21 protein-coding genes are annotated in these 20,772 nt (G+C 68.1%); 7 read left to right on the top strand and 14 right to left on the bottom strand.

Going from position 1 to position 20,772, the window contains the following annotated elements; all coding sequences use genetic code 11:
• Positions 1-83 precede the first annotated feature (83 nt).
• Together ACQ5DX_RS24485 and ACQ5DX_RS24490 are read left to right on the top strand one after the other, a co-directional pair.
• Entirely contained in the window at positions 84-674 is a 591-nt protein-coding gene (locus ACQ5DX_RS24485) for a GlcG/HbpS family heme-binding protein (protein ID WP_430335061.1), read from the top strand.
• On the top strand, positions 671-1,426 hold the full coding sequence (locus ACQ5DX_RS24490) for an ankyrin repeat domain-containing protein (RefSeq protein WP_430335062.1): 756 nt from the start codon (positions 671-673) through the stop codon (positions 1,424-1,426). Before ACQ5DX_RS24485 ends, ACQ5DX_RS24490 begins: the two co-directional genes overlap by 4 nt.
• A 31-nt stretch (positions 1,427-1,457) precedes the next feature.
• Here ACQ5DX_RS24490 and ACQ5DX_RS24495 read toward each other — a convergent pair whose 3' ends face one another.
• The 7 genes from ACQ5DX_RS24495 to ACQ5DX_RS24525 form a co-directional block, all read right to left on the bottom strand.
• Positions 1,458-2,276: a hypothetical protein gene (locus tag ACQ5DX_RS24495; RefSeq protein ID WP_430335063.1), complete on the bottom strand. Its 819-nt coding sequence runs from the start codon at positions 2,274-2,276 to the stop codon at positions 1,458-1,460.
• Positions 2,277-2,310: 34 nt separating this feature from the next.
• Positions 2,311-3,729 (bottom strand): amidase, encoded by a 1,419-nt coding sequence (locus tag ACQ5DX_RS24500; protein ID WP_430335064.1) that lies wholly within the window; start codon positions 3,727-3,729, stop codon positions 2,311-2,313.
• 53 nt (positions 3,730-3,782) lie between these two features.
• Positions 3,783-4,553, bottom strand: a complete 771-nt coding sequence (locus tag ACQ5DX_RS24505; RefSeq protein WP_430335065.1) for a TetR/AcrR family transcriptional regulator — start codon at positions 4,551-4,553, stop codon at positions 3,783-3,785.
• Positions 4,554-4,626: 73 nt separating this feature from the next.
• Positions 4,627-6,093 carry an MFS transporter gene (locus tag ACQ5DX_RS24510; RefSeq protein ID WP_430335066.1) on the bottom strand — a complete coding sequence of 489 codons (1,467 nt, stop codon included), beginning with the start codon at positions 6,091-6,093 and terminating at the stop codon, positions 4,627-4,629.
• Positions 6,090-6,971: a VOC family protein gene (locus ACQ5DX_RS24515; protein WP_430335067.1), complete on the bottom strand. Its 882-nt coding sequence runs from the start codon at positions 6,969-6,971 to the stop codon at positions 6,090-6,092. The genes ACQ5DX_RS24510 and ACQ5DX_RS24515 overlap by 4 nt, the downstream gene beginning before the upstream one ends.
• A gap of 14 nt (positions 6,972-6,985) precedes the next feature.
• Positions 6,986-8,149, bottom strand: coding sequence for an acyl-CoA dehydrogenase (locus ACQ5DX_RS24520; RefSeq protein WP_430335068.1), 1,164 nt, complete (start codon positions 8,147-8,149; stop codon positions 6,986-6,988).
• A 56-nt stretch (positions 8,150-8,205) separates the two neighbouring features.
• The gene (locus ACQ5DX_RS24525; protein WP_430335069.1) at positions 8,206-9,042 is read right to left on the bottom strand and encodes an alpha/beta fold hydrolase; all 837 of its coding nucleotides are present in this window, start codon (positions 9,040-9,042) and stop codon (positions 8,206-8,208) included.
• Positions 9,043-9,296: 254 nt separating this feature from the next.
• Between ACQ5DX_RS24525 and ACQ5DX_RS24530 the strand changes: the two genes are divergently transcribed.
• Complete coding sequence (locus ACQ5DX_RS24530) at positions 9,297-9,935, top strand: superoxide dismutase (RefSeq protein ID WP_430335070.1); 639 nt, start codon at positions 9,297-9,299, stop codon at positions 9,933-9,935.
• Positions 9,932-10,900 carry a class 1b ribonucleoside-diphosphate reductase subunit beta gene (gene nrdF / locus ACQ5DX_RS24535; RefSeq protein WP_430335071.1) on the top strand — a complete coding sequence of 323 codons (969 nt, stop codon included), beginning with the start codon at positions 9,932-9,934 and terminating at the stop codon, positions 10,898-10,900. The genes ACQ5DX_RS24530 and nrdF overlap by 4 nt, the downstream gene beginning before the upstream one ends.
• A gap of 7 nt (positions 10,901-10,907) precedes the next feature.
• Here the strand turns inward: nrdF and ACQ5DX_RS24540 are convergent, their stop codons facing one another.
• The 5 genes from ACQ5DX_RS24540 to ACQ5DX_RS24560 all read right to left on the bottom strand — a co-directional run bounded on the left by ACQ5DX_RS24540 (position 10,908) and on the right by ACQ5DX_RS24560 (position 14,711).
• The gene (locus ACQ5DX_RS24540; protein ID WP_430335072.1) at positions 10,908-11,393 is read right to left on the bottom strand and encodes an FABP family protein; all 486 of its coding nucleotides are present in this window, start codon (positions 11,391-11,393) and stop codon (positions 10,908-10,910) included.
• Between the two features lie 9 nt (positions 11,394-11,402).
• Positions 11,403-12,110, bottom strand: a complete 708-nt coding sequence (locus tag ACQ5DX_RS24545; RefSeq protein ID WP_430335073.1) for a TMEM165/GDT1 family protein — start codon at positions 12,108-12,110, stop codon at positions 11,403-11,405.
• Between the two features lie 276 nt (positions 12,111-12,386).
• Positions 12,387-12,914, bottom strand: coding sequence for a peptidase (locus tag ACQ5DX_RS24550; protein ID WP_430335074.1), 528 nt, complete (start codon positions 12,912-12,914; stop codon positions 12,387-12,389).
• Positions 12,915-13,092: 178 nt separating this feature from the next.
• Positions 13,093-13,953, bottom strand: coding sequence for an SMP-30/gluconolactonase/LRE family protein (locus ACQ5DX_RS24555; RefSeq protein WP_430335075.1), 861 nt, complete (start codon positions 13,951-13,953; stop codon positions 13,093-13,095).
• 128 nt (positions 13,954-14,081) lie between these two features.
• Positions 14,082-14,711, bottom strand: coding sequence for a superoxide dismutase (locus ACQ5DX_RS24560; protein WP_430335076.1), 630 nt, complete (start codon positions 14,709-14,711; stop codon positions 14,082-14,084).
• A 226-nt stretch (positions 14,712-14,937) separates the two neighbouring features.
• Between ACQ5DX_RS24560 and ACQ5DX_RS24565 the strand changes: the two genes are divergently transcribed.
• A complete protein-coding gene (locus ACQ5DX_RS24565; protein ID WP_430335077.1) occupies positions 14,938-16,134 on the top strand; it encodes an acyltransferase family protein in 1,197 nt (398 codons plus the stop codon).
• A gap of 9 nt (positions 16,135-16,143) precedes the next feature.
• Positions 16,144-16,818 carry a peptide-methionine (S)-S-oxide reductase MsrA gene (gene msrA / locus ACQ5DX_RS24570; RefSeq protein WP_430335078.1) on the top strand — a complete coding sequence of 225 codons (675 nt, stop codon included), beginning with the start codon at positions 16,144-16,146 and terminating at the stop codon, positions 16,816-16,818.
• A gap of 9 nt (positions 16,819-16,827) precedes the next feature.
• On the opposite strand, the gene ACQ5DX_RS24575 is transcribed toward msrA, so the two are convergent.
• Together ACQ5DX_RS24575 and ACQ5DX_RS24580 are read right to left on the bottom strand one after the other, a co-directional pair.
• On the bottom strand, positions 16,828-17,148 hold the full coding sequence (locus tag ACQ5DX_RS24575; RefSeq protein ID WP_430335079.1) for a hypothetical protein: 321 nt from the start codon (positions 17,146-17,148) through the stop codon (positions 16,828-16,830).
• A gap of 56 nt (positions 17,149-17,204) precedes the next feature.
• Positions 17,205-18,710 carry an MFS transporter gene (locus tag ACQ5DX_RS24580; protein WP_430335080.1) on the bottom strand — a complete coding sequence of 502 codons (1,506 nt, stop codon included), beginning with the start codon at positions 18,708-18,710 and terminating at the stop codon, positions 17,205-17,207.
• A 733-nt stretch (positions 18,711-19,443) separates the two neighbouring features.
• Here ACQ5DX_RS24580 and ACQ5DX_RS24585 point away from each other — a divergent pair.
• Positions 19,444-20,493 (top strand): hypothetical protein, encoded by a 1,050-nt coding sequence (locus ACQ5DX_RS24585; RefSeq protein WP_430335081.1) that lies wholly within the window; start codon positions 19,444-19,446, stop codon positions 20,491-20,493.
• The last annotated feature ends 279 nt before the right edge of the window (positions 20,494-20,772 follow it).

Raw genomic sequence — 20,772 nt, forward strand, 5'->3', positions numbered from 1 at the left:
CGTGGCCGCGCGGCCGATGCTGTCGACCTCCCGCCCGGGCGAAGCTCGAATCGTTCGATTCCTCCCCGCCCGAAAGGCCCACCATGACCACCTCCCGCCGCCTGCCCCGCGCCCTCGCGTTCACCGTCCCCGCCGTTGCCCTCCTGGTCGCGACCGCGTGCGGATCCACCGACGACGCCGCGGCCTCGTCGACCACCACCGAGGTCGCCCCCGTCGCGATGTCGTCGCAGAAGCCCGGCGACGCCGAGAAGGGCACCGTCACCGCCAACCGGCTGTCGGTGGCGACCGCCGGCCGCGCCGCGCAGGCCGCGCTCGCCAAGTGCCAGGCCGACGGCCTCGGCTTCGTCACCGTCTCGGTGGTGGACCGCGCCGGCAACGTCCAGGCCATGCTCCGCGGCGACAATGCGGCCCAGCACACCGTCGAGGCGTCGCGCGAGAAGGGCTACACCGCAGCGGCGTTCGGCGCGAACACCAGCGACCTCGCCAGCCGTGCGAAGGGCGACGGCCCGACTGTCGCCGATCTGCCCGGCACCCTGTTCCTGGCCGGCGGCGTGAGCGTCAAGGTGGGTAACACGTCCATCGCCGGCATCGGCGTGGGCGGCGCGCCCGACGGCAACGCCGACCAGGCGTGCGCCGCCGCGGGCCTGGCCGAGATCGCCGGGAGCCTGCAGTGAGGACTGCCGTCCTGCTGGCCGCCGTCGCACTGATGGCGGCCGCCTGCGGCACTGGCGGTGCCGTCGAGACACCGCCCGCGACAACCACTTCCGATGTTGCCGCGAGCAGTGCCGACGTCACGCCCGGCGTCACGTCGCGTGCGCCGACGTCGACCCCGGAGCTCGAGCGGGCGCTCTTCGACGCGGCCCGCGCGAACGACGCGGCCGGAGTGCGCGACGCCCTGGACCGCGGCGCCGACCTCGAGGCCCGCGACCACGACGGCCGCACCCCGCTGGTGGCGGCGACCAAGGCGAAGGCCGTCGCCGCGGCCACGGCACTGATCGACGCCGGCGCCGACGTGAACGCCAAGGACGACATGCAGGATTCGGCGTTCCTCTACGCCGGCGCGGAGGGCCTCGACGAGATCCTGCTCGTCACGCTGGCGCACGGCGCGGATGTGCGCTCCACCAACAGGTTCGGCGGCACCGCACTGATCCCGGCGTCCGAGCACGGGCACGTCGAGACGGTGCGCATCCTCATCCGGGCCGGCGTGCCGGTGAACCACGTCAACAACCCCGGCTGGACGGCGCTGCTCGAGGCGATCGTCTACGGCGACGGCTCGGCACGCTACGTCGACACCGTCACGCAGCTGCTGGACGCCGGCGCCGATCCGGCGATCCGCGACGCGCGGGGCCTCACGGCGCTGCAGAACGCACAGAACCGCGGCCAGCGCGACATCGTCGTGCTCCTGGCCGCGGCCGACGGGAACTGACGGTCGCGGCGCCGCCCCCCGCACGGGGTGGTCAGTGGCCGCGCTGCGCGATGAGTTCGGAGATCTGCGCGAACGGGTCGGGCCCGCCGACGGTCACCACCTCCAGCCGAGCGGACGCGTCGAGCAGGTCCGGGGGCAGGGCCGCCGGCCCGAGCAGGACCAGCATCCGCAGTGTCGGAAAGGTGAGATCGTCGGCGGTGAGCCGCGTCTGCTGGTCGACGACCAGCACCTGTGCGGGGCCCGACGCCTGCGCACCGGGTCGGGCCGTGTTCGCCAGGGTGGTACCGAGGTCGCCGGTAAGCGCGGCGTACGACACCGATGCGCGATAGTCGAGCAGGCCGAGCCCCTCGTCGGCGAGCGCCTGACGCAACCGCATCATCGGCATCGCGATGACGACGGTGGGGCCGAACGGCGCCGCCACCACGACGGGCTCGGTGGCAGCGCCGCCGAGCACCCCGCTGCCGAGTTCCTCCGCCGCGATCGCCCAGAACGATCCCTCGACCACCAGCTCCGAGGACACCGCGCGGATTGCTTCCAGCAGGGTCTCCTCGATGCGACGCAGCTCCCGGTCGGAGGCCCCGCGGGTGCTCCGGGACGCCGAGGCGTATGCGACCGCGAGCGCACCGAGCTCGCGCGGCGAGGGCGCGATCACCTGCGCGGCGCCGGTCTGCAGGTCCACCCCGTCGACCCGGCCGGTCTGTCGGTCGATACGCAGTTCGGACAGCCCCGCGTCGCGGGCGATCACGGCCGCGCCGTCGCCTTCGAACGGTGGACTCAGCCACCGCCCGGGGTAGGGGATGGTGCGCACCTCGTCGTTCAGATGGGCGGTGATGTCGGCATCGCTGATCACCCGTGAAATGCTATCCGCGCCCGGCGATTCGACCTCAGGCCGGATCCTGGATCCGCGCCCAGGGCTTGACCGCCTCGAGTTCGAAGGCCAACTCCAGGAGCGTGCGCTCGTCGCCGTGGTCGGCCGAGAAGTGCGACGCCAGCGGCAGGCCGGTCGACGTCTGGTGCAGCGGCAGCGAGATGGCCGGCCCGCCGGAGGCGTTGTTGAGCGGGGTGAAAGCCGCGTACGTCACCAGCCGGTCGAACAGCGTGTCGAAATCTTGTGCGGGGGAAAGGTGTCCGAGCTTCGGTGTCGTGTGGCTCACGACAGGTGACAGCACGACGTCGTAGGTCTGGAACATCTGCGCGTAGGTTCGGGCGGTGTGCTGCAGCCGGTAGAGCATCCGCGGCGTCTCGAGCATGTGCTTGCGGTACATCGCGGCCAGTCCGCGGCTGAGGTTGTCGGTCTTCGCCGGGTCGAACGTCGGCCCGAACATCCGCCGGCCACCGGTAGCGATCGCGAACGACAGGAAGCCCCAGTACAGCTTGAAGTCGTGCATGAACGCCTCGCCGACCGGCAGCCTCGCTTCCTCGACGTGGTGGCCGAGCTTGTCGAGCAGGTCGGCGGTGGAGTTCACCGCCTCCCGGGTCTCGTCGTCGGTGGGCACGCCGGTCACGGAGTCGACGATGACGCCGATCCGCAGACGTGTCGAACCGGGACCCTCGACGAGCCGGATCGGCGGAAATTTCGGGTTGCGGTAGTAACTTTCGGCGGCGGCGTAGAACCGGGCGCTGTCGCGCACCGACCGGCTCACCGCGCCCTGCGTGACGATCCGGATCGGCATCGTCTTGTCCGTCGCGTCCGGCAGGGTCCGGCCGCGCGTCGGCTTGAGACCGACGAGTCCGCATGCGGCAGCAGGGATGCGGATGGATCCGCCACCGTCGTTGGCGTGCGCGAACGGCAGCACACCCGCTGCGACCAGCGCCGCCGAACCGCCCGACGACGCACCCGACGAGTACTCCGGGTTCCACGGGTTGCGTACCGGATCGGCGTCGGCGTACTCGGTGGAGGCGCTGAACCCGAACTCGGGTAGCCGGCTCTTGCCGAGCGACACGGCACCCGTGGACAGGAACTGGTCGACGAACTCGCTGTTCCGATGCGCGGGGGCGGGTGTGAAGGCCGCGCTGCCCTGCCCGGTGGGTAGGCCCGCGACGTCGACGTTGTCCTTGATGATGGTCGGCACGCCGGAGAAGATGCCGTTGCGCGGGGCCTCTGCCTGCCGCAACGCCCGCTCGAAGTCGCGTACCTGGATCCCGTTCAGGGTGCCCTGCACGGACTCGGCGCGGTCGATCGCGGCCTGGACCACCTCGCGGGCAGACACCTCACCGGACTCGATGCGTTCGGCCACGCCGGTCGCGTCGAGGTCACCGAGGGCGTCGTCACGGAAGGCATGGATGCGGGTGTTGTCGGACATGACCGGAGTGTAGGAGCCCGGAGTGCGGTTGGGGAGGGGTTCGGGCCTCCGGATCAGCCGGCGTCGGGGCGATCGGCAATGGCCTCGCGGATCGCCCGCAGTTCGGTGCGCAGCGAATCGAGTTCCGCGCGGATCTCCTCGGCGGAATCGGCGGGCTCCGTCGGCTCCGCGGACTCGGCCGCGGCCTTCTTCACGACCCGACGCCGCCGGGCCGTGACCGGCGGCGGAACACTCCCGGGCGGCGGGGCCGGGACGAATCCGTTGAGGAAGACGGTCGTGAGGGTGTCGGTGAGGGATTCGATGTCCTGCGAGAGGGTCGCGCGGTGCCACCGCACGGACATGAACACGCACTCGCGCATCATCCGCTGGAACTCGAAAATATCCACGCCCGAATTGAATTCGCCATCACGGACGCCGTCCTCCACGACGCTGTACCAGGCGCCGTGGGAGGAGTCGACGGCGGCGGCGATCTCGGTGTAGCGGGGCAGCGCACTCAGATTGGAGAACTCGTTCTGGTAGATCTCCGTCGCATACGGGTGCACGTCCGCGACCTCGAGCGAGACCCGGACGATGCGCCCGAGACGCGTCCGGGCCGTCTCGGGTTCGGCGACCACCGCGTCGTAGCGCTCCACCAGATCCGTCAGGAAACTCACAAGGATCTCGGAGACGATCGCGTCCTTGGAACTGAAGTAGTGGTACAGCGTTCCCGAATTGAGGCCGACCGCCTCGCCGATCTCACGGATGGTCGTCGCCGCAATGCCACGATCGGAGAACAGTCGGGCCGATTCGGCCAGGATCACCTCGCGTCGACCCGCTGACGCCACGGTTCACTCCTCTTGTCCAGGTATTCGATTCGATCGTGTACTACCCGAGGCTAGCAGCGGGCAATCGGCCTTCTTACCGATGAAGCGCTTGTTCGGTAGCGCCCGCACGGCGCGGCAGGAACGCCGCCGCCACACCGCCGACCACCGCGCACGCGGCGATGAGACTGTACGCCCAGACGAACCCGACACCCGCGTACACGGGCGCCCCGCCGACCGCCGCCTGGACGTTGGCGTTGAGCATCACGAAGACCAGCGTCGTACCCACACCGGCCATCAGCGTGCGGCTGACCTCGGCCAGGCTCGAGCTCACCACCTGGTTGTCCGGCGGCACCGCGGCGATGACCAGGTTGGGGATCGCCGCGCCGGCCAGGCCCGTTCCGAGGTTGACGAAGCCGGCCGCGATCAGCACGACCAGCTCGTCGCCGCGCCCGAAACCCATCGTCAGGACGCCGGCCGCGATCACGACGGCGGCTGCGACCATGTGCACCTTGGCGCCGGTCCGGCGCGCGGTGACGCCGACGATCAGCCCACCGACGACGATCCCGATGCCGCCCACGACGCCGAACACGGCGTACTCGCCGGCGGTCATGCCGAACCCGTAGTCGCCACCCGCCTCACGCGGCGTCATCGCCATGATCGCGAGGATCGACGTGGTCGTGGTGCCGACGCCGTACACCAGGCCCGACGAGAGCACGGTGTACAGCAGTGCCGGACGCCGCAGTTGCCGCAGGTCGATGAGCGGTTCGGGGGTCCGTCCGGCCTGCACGATCCACGCCACGAACAGCAGGCAGCCGATCGCCAGCAGACCGAGGGTCGACGCGCTGGTCCAGCCCCACTGCGGCGCCGAGCTCACGGACACCAGCACCGCCGCGACCGAGCTGCCCAGCAGGAATGCGCCCAGCACGTCCGGGCGCGCATCGGCGGATCGCACCGGCGACTCCGGAACCACCAGCAGCGCAGCGATTCCCAACACGGCGGTGAGCACCGCGACGAACCAGAATGCGCCCGCGACGCCGTGGTGGTCGATCAGCCAGCCGGCGAGGAACGGCTGCAACACGACGACGATGCCGGTACCGGTCACGGTGACGCTCACCGCGAACGGAACGATCTTCTCCGGGAAGACGTCCCGGATCAGCGAGTAGCACAGGAAGGCGACCGAGAAGATCGCACCCTGCAGCGCTCGGCCGGTCAGGAACACCGCGAAGGTCGACGCCACCGCCGACAGCACCGAACCGACCACCGTCACGGCGAGCACCACCATGAGCAGGCGCTTCTTGCCGTACATGTCGGCGAGCTTGCCCACCAACGGCATCGCGATGCTCGCGGTGAGGAACGCGATCGTCATGGTCCAGCCGGCCTGGGTGGTCGCGAAACGGGCCGTGATCGCGGGCAGCGCAGTGCCGGCGAGGACCGCCGAGACCGGAATGATCTCGGAGACCAGGACCAGCACGACCAGGATCGTGACCAGGCGCGGCGTCCACTGGTGCGTCCCGGCGGACGCCGCGTCGGCGGATGCCGTGCCGTCGAGGGTGCCCGTCACCGGGGCAGACCCTTCGCGCCGGCCGGCGGCGGCGTGTAGCGATGTCCCCACACGGCGCCCTCGGTGATCCGGTAGGTCGGTGCAGCTCCTTCGATTTGTTCACCACCCCAACCGATTTCGGTGGCGTGCCCCTCGGGGGAGTAGATGTAGAACGACAGCATCCGGTCGTTGGTGTGCTTGCCGAGCGACTGCATCATGGGGATGCCGAGATCGTGGGCGCGATCGAGAGCCTTGCCGACGTCGTCGATTTCAGCGGTCTCGACCATGAAGTGCAGCAGCGCCGGGCCCTCGGCCGGATTGAGTCCGAGCGTGTGCTGGCGCGCATTGCAGCCCAGGAAATAGCTTGTGCCGCCGGGCAGCTCGAGCGAATTGCGCTCGGTGAATCCCAGTACGCCCACGTAGAACTCGTACGCGGCCTCGGTGTCGACGGCGTTCAGGATGACGTGCCCCATGCCCTGGTCGGCGGTGACGAACCCGGACACGTGCGGCAGCTCGACGGGTCGATGACTGAGGACCGGGCCGTAGAACAGCTCCACCCGGTTGCCCGACGGGTCGTCGAACGCCGCGAATCCCGTGACCTGGCGCAGCGCGCACTCCGCGGCGGTCCCGGTGCGGGTCTCGAAGCCCGCGGCCTCGATTCGGGTCACGAGGCCGCGCAGATCGGAGCGGTCGAGGACCTCGAACCCGACGGCTTCGAGCCCCGGCGTTGCGGATTCGGTCACCACGAGTCGTGGCGGGTACTCGTCCATGCGGTAGTGCAGCGCGCCCGGCAGCGGGCCCTCGACGGGCATCATGCCCATGAAGTCACCCACGAAGGGCTTCCACTGCTCCACCGATTCGACGTTCAGGCGCAGGTATCCCAGCGAGAGAACAGGCATTGCATACTCCTGGATCAGTAGAGGGTTCCGGGCTCACCGGTGAGCAGGTACTGGCCGTACTCGTGCTCGACCTTGTCCGGCAGGTTGATTGCGTGATGCTGGCCGGCGTGGACGTCCCGCCACACCGCCTGCAGCGCACTCGACGTCGAAATGGAACGCGGGCCGCCCACCTGGTACGCCTTGTCGGCGGCCGAGACGGCCAGGCCGACGGCCGCGATGTGATCGCGCTTGGTGCGCTGTCGAATCCGCATCGAGACTCGGTCCCCGCCTCCGGCGGACGCAAAGGCGTCGGCCAGATCGTCCTGCAGGATCCGGTATGCCGTGTCGATCTCGAAGTCGGCCTGCGTCAGCCGTGCCAGCGTCGCCGGGTGAGGCAGCTTGGTTGCGTCGACTGCCAAGCGGGACTTGTGGATTCCCACAGCCTCGTCGAGCACTCGACGGGACATCCCCACCAGCGGCACGACCACGGCGTTGACGAACAGCGTGTACCACGGCAGACGGAAGAGCGCGGAGGTGTTGACCTCGTTACCGGGGTAGCGCTCGCAGTAGAGGTCCTCGACGTCGTGCACGCGGTGCTCGGGCACGAACGCGTCCTCCACCACGATGTCGTTGCTGCCGGTGCCCGACAGCCCGGACGTGAACCAGACGTCGTCGATCGTGTAGTCGGCGCGGGGGAGCAGCAGGTGCACGTGCTGCCCGGTGCGGCGTCCGTCCTCGTCGGCGACCATCGCGCCGACGAACACCCAGTCGCAGTGGTCGCTGCCCGACGAGAAGCCCCAGCGCCCGGTCAGTTCGTAGCCGCCCGGAACGATCTTGGCCGTGCCGGCCGGGCTGTACGACGAGCTGATCCACGCGTCCGGGTTGTCGCCCCACACATCCTTCTGGGCCCGGTCCGGGTACAACCCCAGGTGCCACGAGTGGACGCCGACGACGCCGGTGACCCAGCCCGCCGAACTCGACAGCCGCGCGATCTCGTACATCGCGGCGTTGAAGACACCGGGGTCGGACTCGAAGCCGCCGTAGCGCTTCGGCTGGATCAACCGCATGATGCCCGCGTCGCGCAGGATCTTCGCGGTTCCGTCCGCGAGCTTGCGCTGCTCGACGCATTCGGCCTCGAGTACGCGCAACTGGTCACCGACCGCCAGAACGGCGTCGATGGCGTCGTGCTGAAACTCCATGGGGAAAAGCTCCTTTCGCCGGCAAAGAACGCCGTCTCCAGCGGGTGGATCCGCTCCTAGCGGGTGAGGAAGTCCGTGACGAGCGATTCGAAGTCGTGCTTGCGCTCGACCTGGGCCCAGTGCCCGCATTCGCCGAGGATGTGCAGGTCGGCCTTGGGCATGCGACGCAGTGCGAACAGGGCGCCGTCGGGCGGCAGCATGCGGTCGTCGCGGCCCCAGGTGACCAGCGTCTTGTGCGGAATCTCGTCGGTGCGCGCCCACAGCGGTGCCTTGCCGGGCAGCGCGAGCGACGCCATGACCGCCCGCATGCGCTCGATCGCGCGGGGCGCGGTGGCGTTGTTCCAGCGCTCGTCGAGCAGTTGCGGGGTGATGGTGGCCGGGTCGTAGACCATCGAATCGACCCACGCCTCGAGGGCTTCACGGGTGGGGTCGACGAGGAAGGCGTTGAGGCGACGCGCGCCCTCGCTCATCATCGGTCCCAGCAGCGGCGCGTACAGGCCGCCCGGGCCCATCAGCGCCATGCGCTCGACGCGCTCGGGGGCGAGCGCCGCCGTCTCGAGCGCGACCCATCCACCCATCGAGTTGCCCAGCAGGTGCGTCTTCTCGATGCCGAGGTCGTCGAGCAGCGTGACGATCGACTGCGCGGCGATCTCGGGGTACGGACGGTCGTACTCCATGTCCGGGCTCGCACCGAATCCCGGCATGTCGACGACGATCGTGCGGAAGTCGCGGGCGAAGACCGGCAGGTTCTTGGAGAAGTTCGACCAGCCGGACACGCCCGGCCCCGATCCGTGCAGCAAGACCAGCGGGTGCCCCTCGCCGGCCTCGTGGAAGTGCAGCTTGTCCGTGGCGGACGGTCCGCGAGTGGTGTCGGCGTAGTCGAGGGTGTCCATGGATCGTCCAATCTCCCGTGCGGTGGGTGCACCGCAGAATCAGAAACTTTGAGCCCGAACGGAACTCGCAGCATCTCCGTGCGGGCGTTTGGGGGGAGAGCCTACGGGCGATCCCGGCATCAATCAAGCGATTGAGTGGTATTGGATGCGACGCTTTCGATGGACGGAATATTCGCAACTACGAACTGAAATGTTCGGTGTCCCGAAACTCGAGCTAGGCTGCATTCGACTGTTCACGGAAAGGTGGAAATCACATGAGCGGCTACGTGCTTCCCGAGCTCGCGTACGACTACGGCGCTCTCGAACCCGCGATCTCCGGCGAGATAATGGAGTTGCATCACGGCGCGCACCATGCCGCGTATGTGAAGGGAGCGAACCTGGTCATGGAACAACTCCGCGACGCCCGCGAGAAGCGTGATTTCGCGGCGGTGCCTGGCCTCGAGCGGGCCCTCGCCTTCAACCTGTCGGGGCACGCGCTGCACTCGATCTTCTGGCGCAATCTCTCTCCGGAGGGCGGCGACCGCCCCGACGGTGAACTGGCGGCTGCGATCGACGAGTTCTTCGGGGGCTTCGATGCTTTCCGCGCCGAGATGACCGCGGTGACCGGTACGGTGCAGGGCTCGGGCTGGGGCGTGCTGGCGTGGGACCCGGTCGGCGCGCGACTGGTCGTCCACCAGGTCCACGATCACCACGCGAACGCCGCTGTCGCGAGCACCCCGCTGCTGGTGTTCGACGCCTGGGAGCACGCGTTCTACCTGCAGTACCGCAACGTGAAGGCCGACTACATCGAGCGGCTGTGGTCGATCATCGACTGGGCCGACGTGGGTCGACGTTTCGAGGACGCTCGCGCCGGGCGGCTGCTCGGACTCGGTATCGGAGCGACCCGATCGTGAGCGGACGCCTCGTCGACCGCGTACACGCGATCAACTGGAACCGGTTGCCGGACCCCAAGGACGCCGAGGTGTGGGACCGGCTCACCGGCAACTTCTGGCTGCCCGAGAAGGTTCCGCTGTCGAACGACCTGCCGTCGTGGGAGACCCTCACCGACGCCGAACGCGACCTCACCATCCGGGTGTTCACCGGCCTGACCCTGCTCGACACCGCGCAGGCGACGGTGGGCGCCGTCGCGATGATCGCCGACGCCGCCACGCCGCACGAAGAGGCCGTGCTCACGAACATGGCGTTCATGGAGTCGGTGCACGCCAAGAGCTACAGCTCGATCTTCTCGACGCTGTGCTCCACGAAGGAGATCGACGCCGCGTTCGACTGGTCGGAGCAGAACCCGCATCTGCAGCGCAAGGCGCAGATCGTCGTCGACTACTACCGGGGTGACGATCCCCTCGCCCGCAAGGCGGCGTCGGTGATGCTCGAGTCGTTCTTGTTCTACAGCGGGTTCTACCTGCCGATGTACTGGGCCAGCCATGGCAAGCTCACCAACACCGCCGACCTCATCCGGCTGATCATCCGCGATGAGGCGGTGCACGGCTACTACATCGGCTACAAGTGCCGGCAGGCGCTCGACCGGGCCGACGACGCCACCCGTGCCGCGCACCGCGACTACACGTACGAGTTGCTCGAGACCCTGTACGAGAACGAGGTCGCCTACGCCGCCGACCTGTACGACACGGTCGGTTGGACACCGGAAGTGTTGGCGTACATGCGGTTCAACGCGAACAAGGCCCTCGCCAACCTCGGCTACGAGCCGCTGTTTCCGGCCTCCGACTGCGAGGTCAACCCGGCGATCCTGTCGTCGCTCGACCCCGGCGCGGGGGAGAACCACGACTTCTTCTCCGGGTCCGGCAGCGCCTACGTCATCGGCAAGCAGAAGCCGACCGAGGACGCCGACTGGGACTTCTGAGCCGCGATCAGTCCGCGCGCCGCAGGTCCGCGCGCAGGTGGTGCGTCATCGGGACGTCGTCGAACGACATCCACATGTCGTAGCCGAGCGCGTTGCCGCCGTCGGTGAGCTCGAAACGTCGCCGGATCTCGTGCACCGGCTTGGCCGCGGGCGACGACGCGAGCGTGTGCTGCGCGAAGTCGAGGACGCCGTCGGACAACTCGGCGCGGTGGATCTCGACGAACCCGGTCGGCTGCGTCACCAGCAGCTCGACAACGCCGTCCGCCAGCCGCAGGTATCCGGTCTCGGTGTGCATCGGCTGACCGCCGCCGGGTTTGCGGGTGCGGGATCGATAGAACAGGAACGGCTTTCCGCTCGGCGCGAGCTCGATCTCCTCGTCGTAGGCGAAGTTGTCGATGGTGGGGTAGTGGCCGGCGCCGCCACCGACCCAGCGACCCGCGAACGCCGCGAGATCGCCGAGGGGTGCGAGCAGTTCGGTCTGCGTCTGATCCATGCGCCCAGTCTAGGAAGTGGGCGGCGCGTCGATCGGTTCCGTCGTCGCGGCGGTGCGGCGCGCGCCCCTCGTCAGCCGGCGAATTCCGGCGCCGGCCACGGCGACCGCGACGATCGCACCGGCGGCGACCACACCGGCCGAGCTCTCCGGGAACAGGCCCTCGAGAACCAGCCAGGCGCCGAACGCGAAGAACAGCACCGCGGCGCCGATCTTGACGAAGTTCTCGGGCAGGTGCTTGCCGAGCAGCGCGCCGACGACGATCGCGAGCGCGTCCGCGGCCACCATGCCGACCGTCGAGCCGATCCACACGCCCACCCAGTCGTTGTCGGCGGCGAGGGTGACGGTGGCGAGCATCGTCTTGTCGCCGAGTTCGGCGAGGAAGAAGGCCGATGCCACGGCCAGGAACGCGGATCCGGTGACCTTGCGGGCCTTCTGCTCCTCCGCGTCGGAGAGGCTGTCGCCGCGCAGCGTCCAGAGACCGAAGATCACGAACGCGATGCCGCCGACGATCGAGATCGCGTTGGTGGGCAGTGCGGCGCCGAGGAAGTGGCCGACACCGACCGACACGAGATGGACCACCGTTGTGGCGGCGGTGATGCCCCCGATCACCACCCACCAGCGGTAGCGCAGGGCGAAGGTCATCGCCATCAGCTGGGACTTGTCGCCCAGCTCGGCGACGAAGATGACGCCGAAGCTCAACAGGATCGCGGCCAGCACGTTCTTCGAACCTCCTCGAATCACTTGTTCTCGGAGGAAATCGGGAAACCTTCCTCCGGCCCCGAACACGACTGATGCGTTCGCGGCCGAAGGTCTCGCCCACCGGTACAGATTCCGGTTCGCTGAGCCGGGCGGACACTGCGGAGTGCCGGCCAGTATGTCGACCCAGCGATTGGGGGCTACTCCCCTTCGCTGAGGCAACGATAGCCCCGTATCAACGAAAGCGCAAAGGCCGCAATAAGTTTGGGAGTCCGAACTTTCGTCTTCCGGATCCTGTCATGCGGCCAGCAGCATCGCCAGAACCGCGGTGTCGGGATCACTGATCGGATCGATTCCTACACGCGAAATCATCGATGTCACAGTGCCGTCCGCCTCGGCCTCGACCCACGCGGCCCGGTGCTCGAGCCCGAGATGCGGCAGCCCGGGCAGCAGGACGCAGCCTGACGCCGCCCCCACGCACTCGGGCAGGGAGGGGACCGTCTCGGTCGGCGGGTGCAACATCAACAACGCCGGCGGCTGATGCTCCGCGAACCGGCCCGGGCCGATCGCTCGCTCGCCGAGCACGGGACCCTCGGCGACGATGAGACCGACCGTTCCGGGTTCGGGATCGTCGGGCAACTCCTCGCGCGCGCCGAACACCGTCGAGGTTCCCAGCAGTCCCGGCAGGCACGTGACGCGGACCGCGAGCGCCAGCAGTTGCGCCCACTCGCGCGTCGTCTCGGGCCACCGACCCGAGATCACGAAACCGGACAGGTCGCCCTTCGCGGCGAAGGGCGCGATGCCGACACATTCGCGCTCGTTCATCTCGGCCTCGATTCTGCCGACCTCTCAATCCCACTCGACCTGACCGACCGGGCGGGCTCCGATGGTCGGAGCCCGCCCGGCTGACACGTCGTTCACACCTCGTTGGGTACTTCGAGCATGCGCCCTGACGCCGCTGGCACACAAGGGGTCTCGAGTGCCAGCGGGTCGATCGGCCGGATCAGAATCCGGCGGCGGGAACCGCCACGCGGAGGCGTCGGATCGCGCCCCCGCCGATGCGGATCGCGTCCTCCGGCACCCACGTGTCGGCGGTGCACACGAACAGGTCGCGTCCGTCCGCGCCGCCGAGTGCGACCGCGTACGGGTGCGGCGCCGTGATCCGTTCGGTGATCTCACCGGCCGCACTGACCCGGATCACCTCCTCGTTGAACGGGGACGCCACCCACACGCCGTCCTCCGCGTCGAGCGCGATGCCGTCCGGCATGACGTGGGGATCGTCGAACTCGACGAGCGTCCGACGATCGATGAGGCTGCCGTCGGCCTCGATCGTGAACGCCGACAGCCGGGCCGGCGTCGCGCGGGTCTCCGCGACGATCAGCGTCGACCCGTCGGCGGTGATCGCCATGCCGTTCGCGAACATCATCTGCTCGGCCACGACGTGGGCGCTGCCGTCGGGTTCGACCATCGCCAGATCGGCCGGGAACGGCGGCGCCGGAGGTGCGCTGGCGTCGCCGTAGTTGCCGACGTAGGCGCGCCCGGACGCGTCGACGGTCATGTCGTTGAGATGCCACGTCGCGATGCCGTGGAGGTCGGCGTGCGCGGCCAGGGTGCCGTCGGCCTCGAGGCGGTACAGCTTGCGCTCCTGCACGGACGCGATCAGCAGGCGGCCGTCGGGCAGGAAGCCCAGCCCGGCCGGCTCACCGGGCACCTCGACGACGCGGTCGAGGTCGCCGGTCGTCGGGTCCAGGCGCAGGACGACGCCACGGTAGATGTCGGAGAACCACAGCCGACCCTCCCGCCAGCGCGGGCACTCGGGAAAGGCCAGGCCCGACGCGATGGTTTCGATTGTGATGTCCGCCATAGCCCAACCATACCCAACGGTACCTATCGAGCGCTTGGTCGACGGCACATGGGTGGGAACGCAGCGACGCCGCGCCCGGCGAACCGGGCGCGGCGTCGAAGAAGTGTGCTCCGGAGAGCGACCGCGAATCAGGCGGGGACGATGAGTCCGGCGGTCTGGGTGCGGGCCTTGGCGAAGCGGTCGGCGACGTCGGCCCAGTTGACGATGTTCCAGAAGGCGTTGACGTAGTCGCCCTTGACGTTCTGGTAGTCGAGGTAGAAGGCGTGTTCCCACATGTCGAGCATGAGCAGGGGGGTCAGGCCGATGCTGATGTTGCCCTGCTGGTCGTAGAGCTGGACGATGATCAGGCGCTGTCCGATGGAGTCCCAGGCGAGGATGGACCAGCCGGAGCCCTGGATGCCGTTGGCGTTCGCGGAGAAGTGGGCGCGGAAGGCGTCGAAGCTGCCGAAGAAGTCGTCGATCGCGGCGGCGAGTTCGCCTTCGGGCTTGTCGCCACCCTCCGGGCTCAGGTTGTTCCAGAACACGGAGTGGTTGGTGTGGCCGCCGAGGTGGAACGCGAGGTTCTTCTCGTGCAGGTTGACCACGGGTGCGACGGCGTCGGCCTCGCGCAGCTCGGCGAGCTTGTCGAGGGCGGCGTTGGCGCCGGCGACGTACGCGGCGTGGTGCTTGTCGTGGTGGAGCTCCATGATCTTGCCGGAGATGTGGGGCTCGAGGGCGGCGTAGTCGTAGGGGAGATCGGGCAGCGTGTAAACAGACACGAGAATCCCTTCTTCGCGGGCGAGTGCGCCCTGACGTGCGTTCGTGATTGTGCTCTGGGATGACCCAATCTCATTGGTACACCCTGTGCAAGCGCCCCGCTGAGGGTGGTCATGGCCTCACAAAAAAGTTCGGGTCGCCGTAATCAGGTGGTGAACGGGCCTCCCGGACAACGCGGACCGCGCGCGAAATTGGTCCCGGAGGTGAACGGAACATTAATATCGCGTGGTGCCCTCCCCCACGCGTGCTTCAAATCCGCGGGCAGTGGTGGCACCTCGAGTGGAACTGGCCGGTGCCGACCTGCTGCGCACGATCGCCGTTCTCGCCGTCGTCTACTCGCACATCTCCTTCTATCTGATCGACGACCTCGGTTCGGGCTGGTGGCTGATCGACGGCGTCTACGCGGTGTTCGTCGAGGGCCTGAACCTCAACCAGCACCTGTCGTTCGTGGGTGTCGCGATCTTCATGACGCTCACCGGGGCCGTCATCACCCGGTCGGCGATGCGCCACCATCCGGGACGGTTCCTGCTCGACCGGGTGGGGCGCCTGCTGCCGGCGTTCTGGGTCGCGATCGCGGCCGCGATCGTGCTGGTGCGCCTGGGTATCAACGGCATGTTCAGCGGACAGCCGGGCATCTCCAACACCGAGGCCGCGCTCAGCTTCGTGCTCGGGGGGTTCTTCCTCCGACCGGAGGTCGCGGTGCTGGGCGTCACCTGGACACTCGTGGTCCAGGTGTTCTTCTACCTGTACTGCGTCGTGATGCGGCCCGTTCTGCGGTCCCGTCCCATCCTGGTCCCGCTCGTCGGCGCGGGTGTGTGCGCGTTGATGCTGCTCTACAACCTCTATATCCCGCAGCCGTACACCGTCCCGATGCTTTCGAAGGTCGCCGCGACGTTGCCGGCCGTCTTCCTCGGCCAACTGATGTACCTCGGCTGGGCGCGCCTGGTGGACTGGCGCTGGCTGATCGTCGGTGTGCTCATCCAGATCGAGGTGGTGCGCCTGGCCACCGAGATCCACGTCTACTGGGCCGGGGACCGCTACCTGTGGACGATGACGGTCGTGACCGCGCTGGTGTTCGTCCTCGGGCGCTATAGCGGCCGGCCCACCAGGTGGTCGGTGATCCGGTGGACCGCCACCCGCAGTTACGCGATCTACCTCGTCCACACGCTGATCCTCTACCGCGTCTACGAACACGCGGTGGGCCCGCTGGGGCGGACCGGTGCGGTCATCGCATTCCTCATCGTCACCGCGGCCGTGTCCGAGACGATCTACCGGTGCGTGGAGGTTCCGGCCGCGCGCTGGCTGGCGGCGCGCACCCGACGAATCGGACGCGAGCCCCGTGAATCTCTGCCTGCCGGTAGCAGCGACGCGCCCTCCGAGTCGCCGCCGCACCTGCGCCCGGTGGACACCGGCGACCGCGCGTAGCATCGAGCCATGTCGTGGTTCGATGAGATTTTCGACGGCGGAATCGCACGCACGAAATCGGTGATGGTCACGTCGGATCAGGCCCTGCCGGGCCGTGAGACGCCCATGCCGGTGCCCGACGCCCACTACGTCAACGGACACCCGCTGAAGCCGCCGTTCCCGGACGGCATGCAGACGGCCGTGGTCGGTATGGGCTGTTTCTGGGGTGCGGAGAAGGAATTCTGGCAGCTCGACGGCGTGTACTCGACGGCCGTCGGTTACGCGGGCGGTTACACGCCCAACCCGACGTACGAAGAGGTCTGCTCGGGTCACACCGGCCACTCCGAGGTGGTGCTGGTGGTGTTCGACCCGAAGGTGATCTCGTACGAGGGGATCCTCAAGCAGTTCTGGGAGAACCACGATCCCACTCAGGGGATGCGCCAGGGCAACGATCGCGGTACCCAGTACCGGTCGGTGATCTACACCGAATCCGACGAGCAGGACGCCGTCGCGATCGCGTCCGCGGAGATGTTCGGCAAGCGTCTCGCCGAGGCCGGGTACGGGGTGATCACCACCGAGATCGCGCCGCTCACCACGTTCTACTACGCCGAGGACTACCACCAGCAGTATCTCGCCAAGAACCCCGGCGGCTACTGCCCCGTCCACGCGACCGGTGTCAGTTGTCCAGTGGGACTGGGTGCCTGAACGAGCGGGTCAACGCGGGGTGTCCAAGGGCCCGACGGGAACGTCGGGCCCCCACCGCACCGCACAGGCGCGGCGGTACGGGCCGTCGAACATGTGCAGCAGGATGAACCGGGTGACCGGACCGACCGCGTGAACGAGTGTGTCGAAGCGCTCGGGGTCGAGACTGTCACCCATCCAGTGCCCCACGATCCCCAACACCTCCTCCCGTCGCAGGTGCGGCAGCAGCACCGCCTCGAGGGCGGCGATCGAACTCGTGAATTCGGTTCTTGCGCTGAGTGATCCATCGTCATGGAACGTGGCGGCGACGGCGTCGAGCCGGTGGACGGGCACAAGCCAACGGACCGGGTCCGGAGCCGCGAGGGCACCGGACCCGGTCCGTCGAACGATCAGGCCACCTGCGCCGGCTCCGGATCGCGTTCGCTCGGTGCGGAGTCCGCGGCCGCCTGCGCCACGATTGCCTGGCGTCGGCGGTGCAGCGTGAGCACGACCAGGATCGCCGCCAGCGAGGACACGCCGCCGATGAGGTACGCGATGGTCATGCCGTTGTCGCTGTAGAAGCCGTAGCCGTCGATCACTGTCGCGACGTTCGAGTTCAGAACGGCGAACGCGATGACGGGGAGGATCGAGGCGAGCAGCGTCTGCGACGCCTGCACCATGCTCGACATCGACGCCTGCACCGACGGGGGGACCGATGCGATGGTGAGGTTCGGGATGGAGGCCGTGGTGGCACCCATGCCGAGGCCGAACAGCAGGATGCCGAACAGCACCTCGGGTTTGCCGGCGTGCCAGAACCCGGTGACGACGGATGCGGACAGCATCAGCGTCGCGCCGCCCGCCAGGGTCAGGGTCGGGAACTTGGTGCGCAGCATCCGGCCCACCACGATGCCGCCGATGACGCTGCCGACACCCATCGGGATCTGGATGAGGCCGACGCCCTTGGCGTCCACGCCGAAGCCGTAGTCGAGTCCCAGGGCCGCCGGCGTCATCGACATGATCGGAATCAGCGTGGCGTACAGCGAGATCGTGCCGTAGGCGAGGCCGGCCGACAGGCAGATGCGCAGCATCGGACCGCGGCGGAAGAAGCGCAGATCGACGATCGGATCCTTCGTGCGCAGGGCCAACGGCACCCAGATCGCGATCACGGCGAGACCGCCGATGATCATCAGCAATGTGCCGGAGTCGGTCCAGCCCCACGAGGGACCGAAGCTGATGCCGGCGAGGATCGCGGCCAGGCCGCCGCCCAGCAGGGCGGCACCGACGAGGTCGAGGCGGGCCGGATTGCGGACCGGGGTCTCTTCCGTCGAGAGCACCACCAGCGGCGCCATGACGATGAGCGCGATGAACAGGAACCAGAAGATCGAGCGGAAGCCCCACGCGTCGACCAGCACGCCGGTGATGAACGGCGACGGGATGGTCATCAGGCCCATACCGCCGGCTGCAAGGCTGACGGCGAGCGCAAGGGTCTTGGGCGGGAACACATCTCGCATGAGTGAGAAGCCGAGGAACATGCACGCGATGAGAGTGCCGAACAGTGCCCGGCCGATCACGAGGATGAGGAAGCTGGGGGCGACTGCCGAGACCAGAGCGCCGAAAGCGGCGACGGCCATGCAGGCCAGGAACACCTTGCGCTTGCCGTGGATATCCGCAAGCTTACCGGCCAGCGGGCAGGCCACCGCGGCAGCAAGGAGGTAAGCCGTTGTCACCCAAGCAATCTGATCGGTCTTGAAGTGTGCACCGATCGGCATCATTGCGACGGAGGCCATCGTCGAGCTGATAGAGACGATTTCCAGGACGACCGCGATGGAGATCAGGGACAGGACGAGCCGCGGGGTCCAGCCGCCTTCCTGTCCGGTGCGCGGCGGGTTGGCCGCGGCGCCGAGTGTTCCTGACATGTAACACCTTTCTGGGGGACTGTGGTCCGGGTCACGTTGTTGCGCCCATTACAGGTCCCGATGGTGCCTTCGCAGGAGGGCTGTCTCGTTGAACGGAAACATATTTCCGAGCCATGGCCGAAACGGTTTCGGAGGCGGACGCCTTGCGGACGCTGCGCGGGGAGGGCGTACCGGCCGATGTGCTGCGCTGCGCTCCACGGGGGAGGCGGTCGGTCGTCGTGCGCGGGAAGACGAGCAGGGGAGGGCTCCGGCGAAGACGAAGCGCGTACCACCTCGTGCCGGGGACGCCCCGGCGATGGGGCATCCAGATTCTCTGTCAGGCAACCAATCTCGTCGGTAGGCACACGCGACAGGCCAACACGTTACTCCCGATCGACGACGTCCACGTCGACTTCGAGATTGTCACCGTTCGCGAGCCGGCATCGTCGAGTTGTGGGCCGAGCATCGATCGACCTCGAGGCGCGTGCGTGTCGCGTTTCTCCGAGAGGTGCTTCCTTGCTCGTAATACTAATTCCACCTTCCTTCGGTCGATCGAGATGTTAGGTTGCTTTCGCCTATATGCATGGGGGCGCCACCGGTTTAGACGTTTGACTGGGGTGAGGAAATGGTGGCGCCGCAGTTTTTTCTGGCTTCATGCGGTTGGGCGGAATCTCTATGAATTGCTGCGCAGGCCAATTGAGGAGGTCGTATAGCGATGCCAACCCACAGAGCTACAGACGTACGCACTCTGAAGATGAAGACCCGCATCATGGTTGCCGCGACGGCAGTCGCCGCGCTGGCGATCGGTTCGCCGGCGCTCGGCCAGGCGACTGCCGCCGAACCCGGTGCCGACCCGGGAGTCGGAAACGCTGGGCTGGGAAGTCTCGGTGAAGGGCTCAATCTGCAGGATCTCGCCGACATGGCGTTGCAGACCCTCGGTCTCGACGGCGCAGGCAGCGTGCAGAAGACCGGTGGCGGTGGGGGCGATTCGGGCGGCCACGGTAGTGAGGGATCCGGTGAGGGCAGCTCGGGTAGTGAGGGCAGCTCGGGTGGCCACGGTAGTGAGGGATCCGGTGAAGGTAGCTCGGGTAGCGAGGGCAGCTCGGGTGGCCACGGTAGTGAGAGTTCCGGCAGTGATGAGGGCAGCTGGGGCAGCCACGGTAGTGAGGGATCCGGCAGTGGCGAGGGCAGCTCGGGTAGTGAGGGCAGCTCGGGTAGTGAAAGTTCCGGCAGTGATGAGGGCAGTCTCGGCAGCTCGGGTAGCGAGGGTTCCGGGAGTGGCGAGGGCAGTCTCGGCAGCTTGGGAAGTGCGAGTTCCGGCAGCGATGAGGGCAGTCTCGGCAGCTTGGGGAGTGCGAGTTCCGGCAGCGATGAGGGCAGTCTGGGCAGCCTGATCTTGCCGTTGCTCGGAAGCACCGGCTCCTCCGGCGGCGCCGGCTCTCTCCTCGGCAGCGCCGTACTCGGAAGTGCCGGGATCGGCAGCCTTTTCCTCGGGTCCGGCGGATCAGGCGGATCGGGTGGCCCCGGTGTGCCCGGACCCGGTGCACCCGGACCTGCTGTACCCGGGCCCGGTGCACCCGGCCCGGGGGCGCCCGGACCCGCTGTACCCGGCCCCGGCGGCCAAGCGCCGCCTGCCCCGCTCGGCGGAGGACAGGTCGCTGTCGTCCCCGTCGGTGGCGTCGAGGCCGGCGGCACCGGGCTGTCGAACGGCACCGCCGGACACGGACTGCTGGTCGGCACCGCGCTGCTCTTCGCGGTCGCGGCAGGTACGACAGCAGTTGGCAGGCATCGTCGTCGTTCGTAAGCGCCCGGCGATCGTGTGAAACACACCGACAGGCCATTGCTCGGACAACCGAGGCAATGGCCTGTCGGGCGTTTGTGCGTCACGGCCCAACGAGTCGGCGGTGCATTCGCGCGATTCTTGTCGGACGTTGGGGTTTGGGTAAATTACATCGCTTGGAATTACATTCCGATTAATGTTCAATTCGCCCGATTGATTTCGATCGAGAAATCGCTGCCGTAGATTTGGGGCATATTTTCGGGTAGCCCAGGCAGTGCTGGAGACCACCCGAATCGACACGTC

The sequence above is a fragment of the Rhodococcus sp. ACT016 genome, from assembly GCF_050477185.1.
GTDB lineage: Bacteria > Actinomycetota > Actinomycetes > Mycobacteriales > Mycobacteriaceae > Prescottella.

Excerpts from the sequence above, each read along its gene's own strand:
- ACQ5DX_RS24485 (WP_430335061.1), top strand. The coding sequence starts at position 84 with ATGACCACCTCCCGCCGCCTGCCCCGCGCCCTCGCGTTCACCGTCCCC.
- ACQ5DX_RS24500 (WP_430335064.1), bottom strand. The coding sequence starts at position 3,729 with ATGTCCGACAACACCCGCATCCATGCCTTCCGTGACGACGCCCTCGGT.
- ACQ5DX_RS24515 (WP_430335067.1), bottom strand. The coding sequence starts at position 6,971 with ATGCCTGTTCTCTCGCTGGGATACCTGCGCCTGAACGTCGAATCGGTG.
- ACQ5DX_RS24520 (WP_430335068.1), bottom strand. The coding sequence starts at position 8,149 with ATGGAGTTTCAGCACGACGCCATCGACGCCGTTCTGGCGGTCGGTGAC.
- ACQ5DX_RS24525 (WP_430335069.1), bottom strand. The coding sequence starts at position 9,042 with ATGGACACCCTCGACTACGCCGACACCACTCGCGGACCGTCCGCCACG.
- ACQ5DX_RS24530 (WP_430335070.1), top strand. The coding sequence starts at position 9,297 with ATGAGCGGCTACGTGCTTCCCGAGCTCGCGTACGACTACGGCGCTCTC.
- ACQ5DX_RS24540 (WP_430335072.1), bottom strand. The coding sequence starts at position 11,393 with ATGGATCAGACGCAGACCGAACTGCTCGCACCCCTCGGCGATCTCGCG.
- ACQ5DX_RS24550 (WP_430335074.1), bottom strand. The coding sequence starts at position 12,914 with ATGAACGAGCGCGAATGTGTCGGCATCGCGCCCTTCGCCGCGAAGGGC.
- ACQ5DX_RS24555 (WP_430335075.1), bottom strand. The coding sequence starts at position 13,953 with ATGGCGGACATCACAATCGAAACCATCGCGTCGGGCCTGGCCTTTCCC.
- msrA (WP_430335078.1), top strand. The coding sequence starts at position 16,144 with ATGTCGTGGTTCGATGAGATTTTCGACGGCGGAATCGCACGCACGAAA.
- ACQ5DX_RS24580 (WP_430335080.1), bottom strand. The coding sequence starts at position 18,710 with ATGTCAGGAACACTCGGCGCCGCGGCCAACCCGCCGCGCACCGGACAG.
- ACQ5DX_RS24585 (WP_430335081.1), top strand. The coding sequence starts at position 19,444 with ATGAAGACCCGCATCATGGTTGCCGCGACGGCAGTCGCCGCGCTGGCG.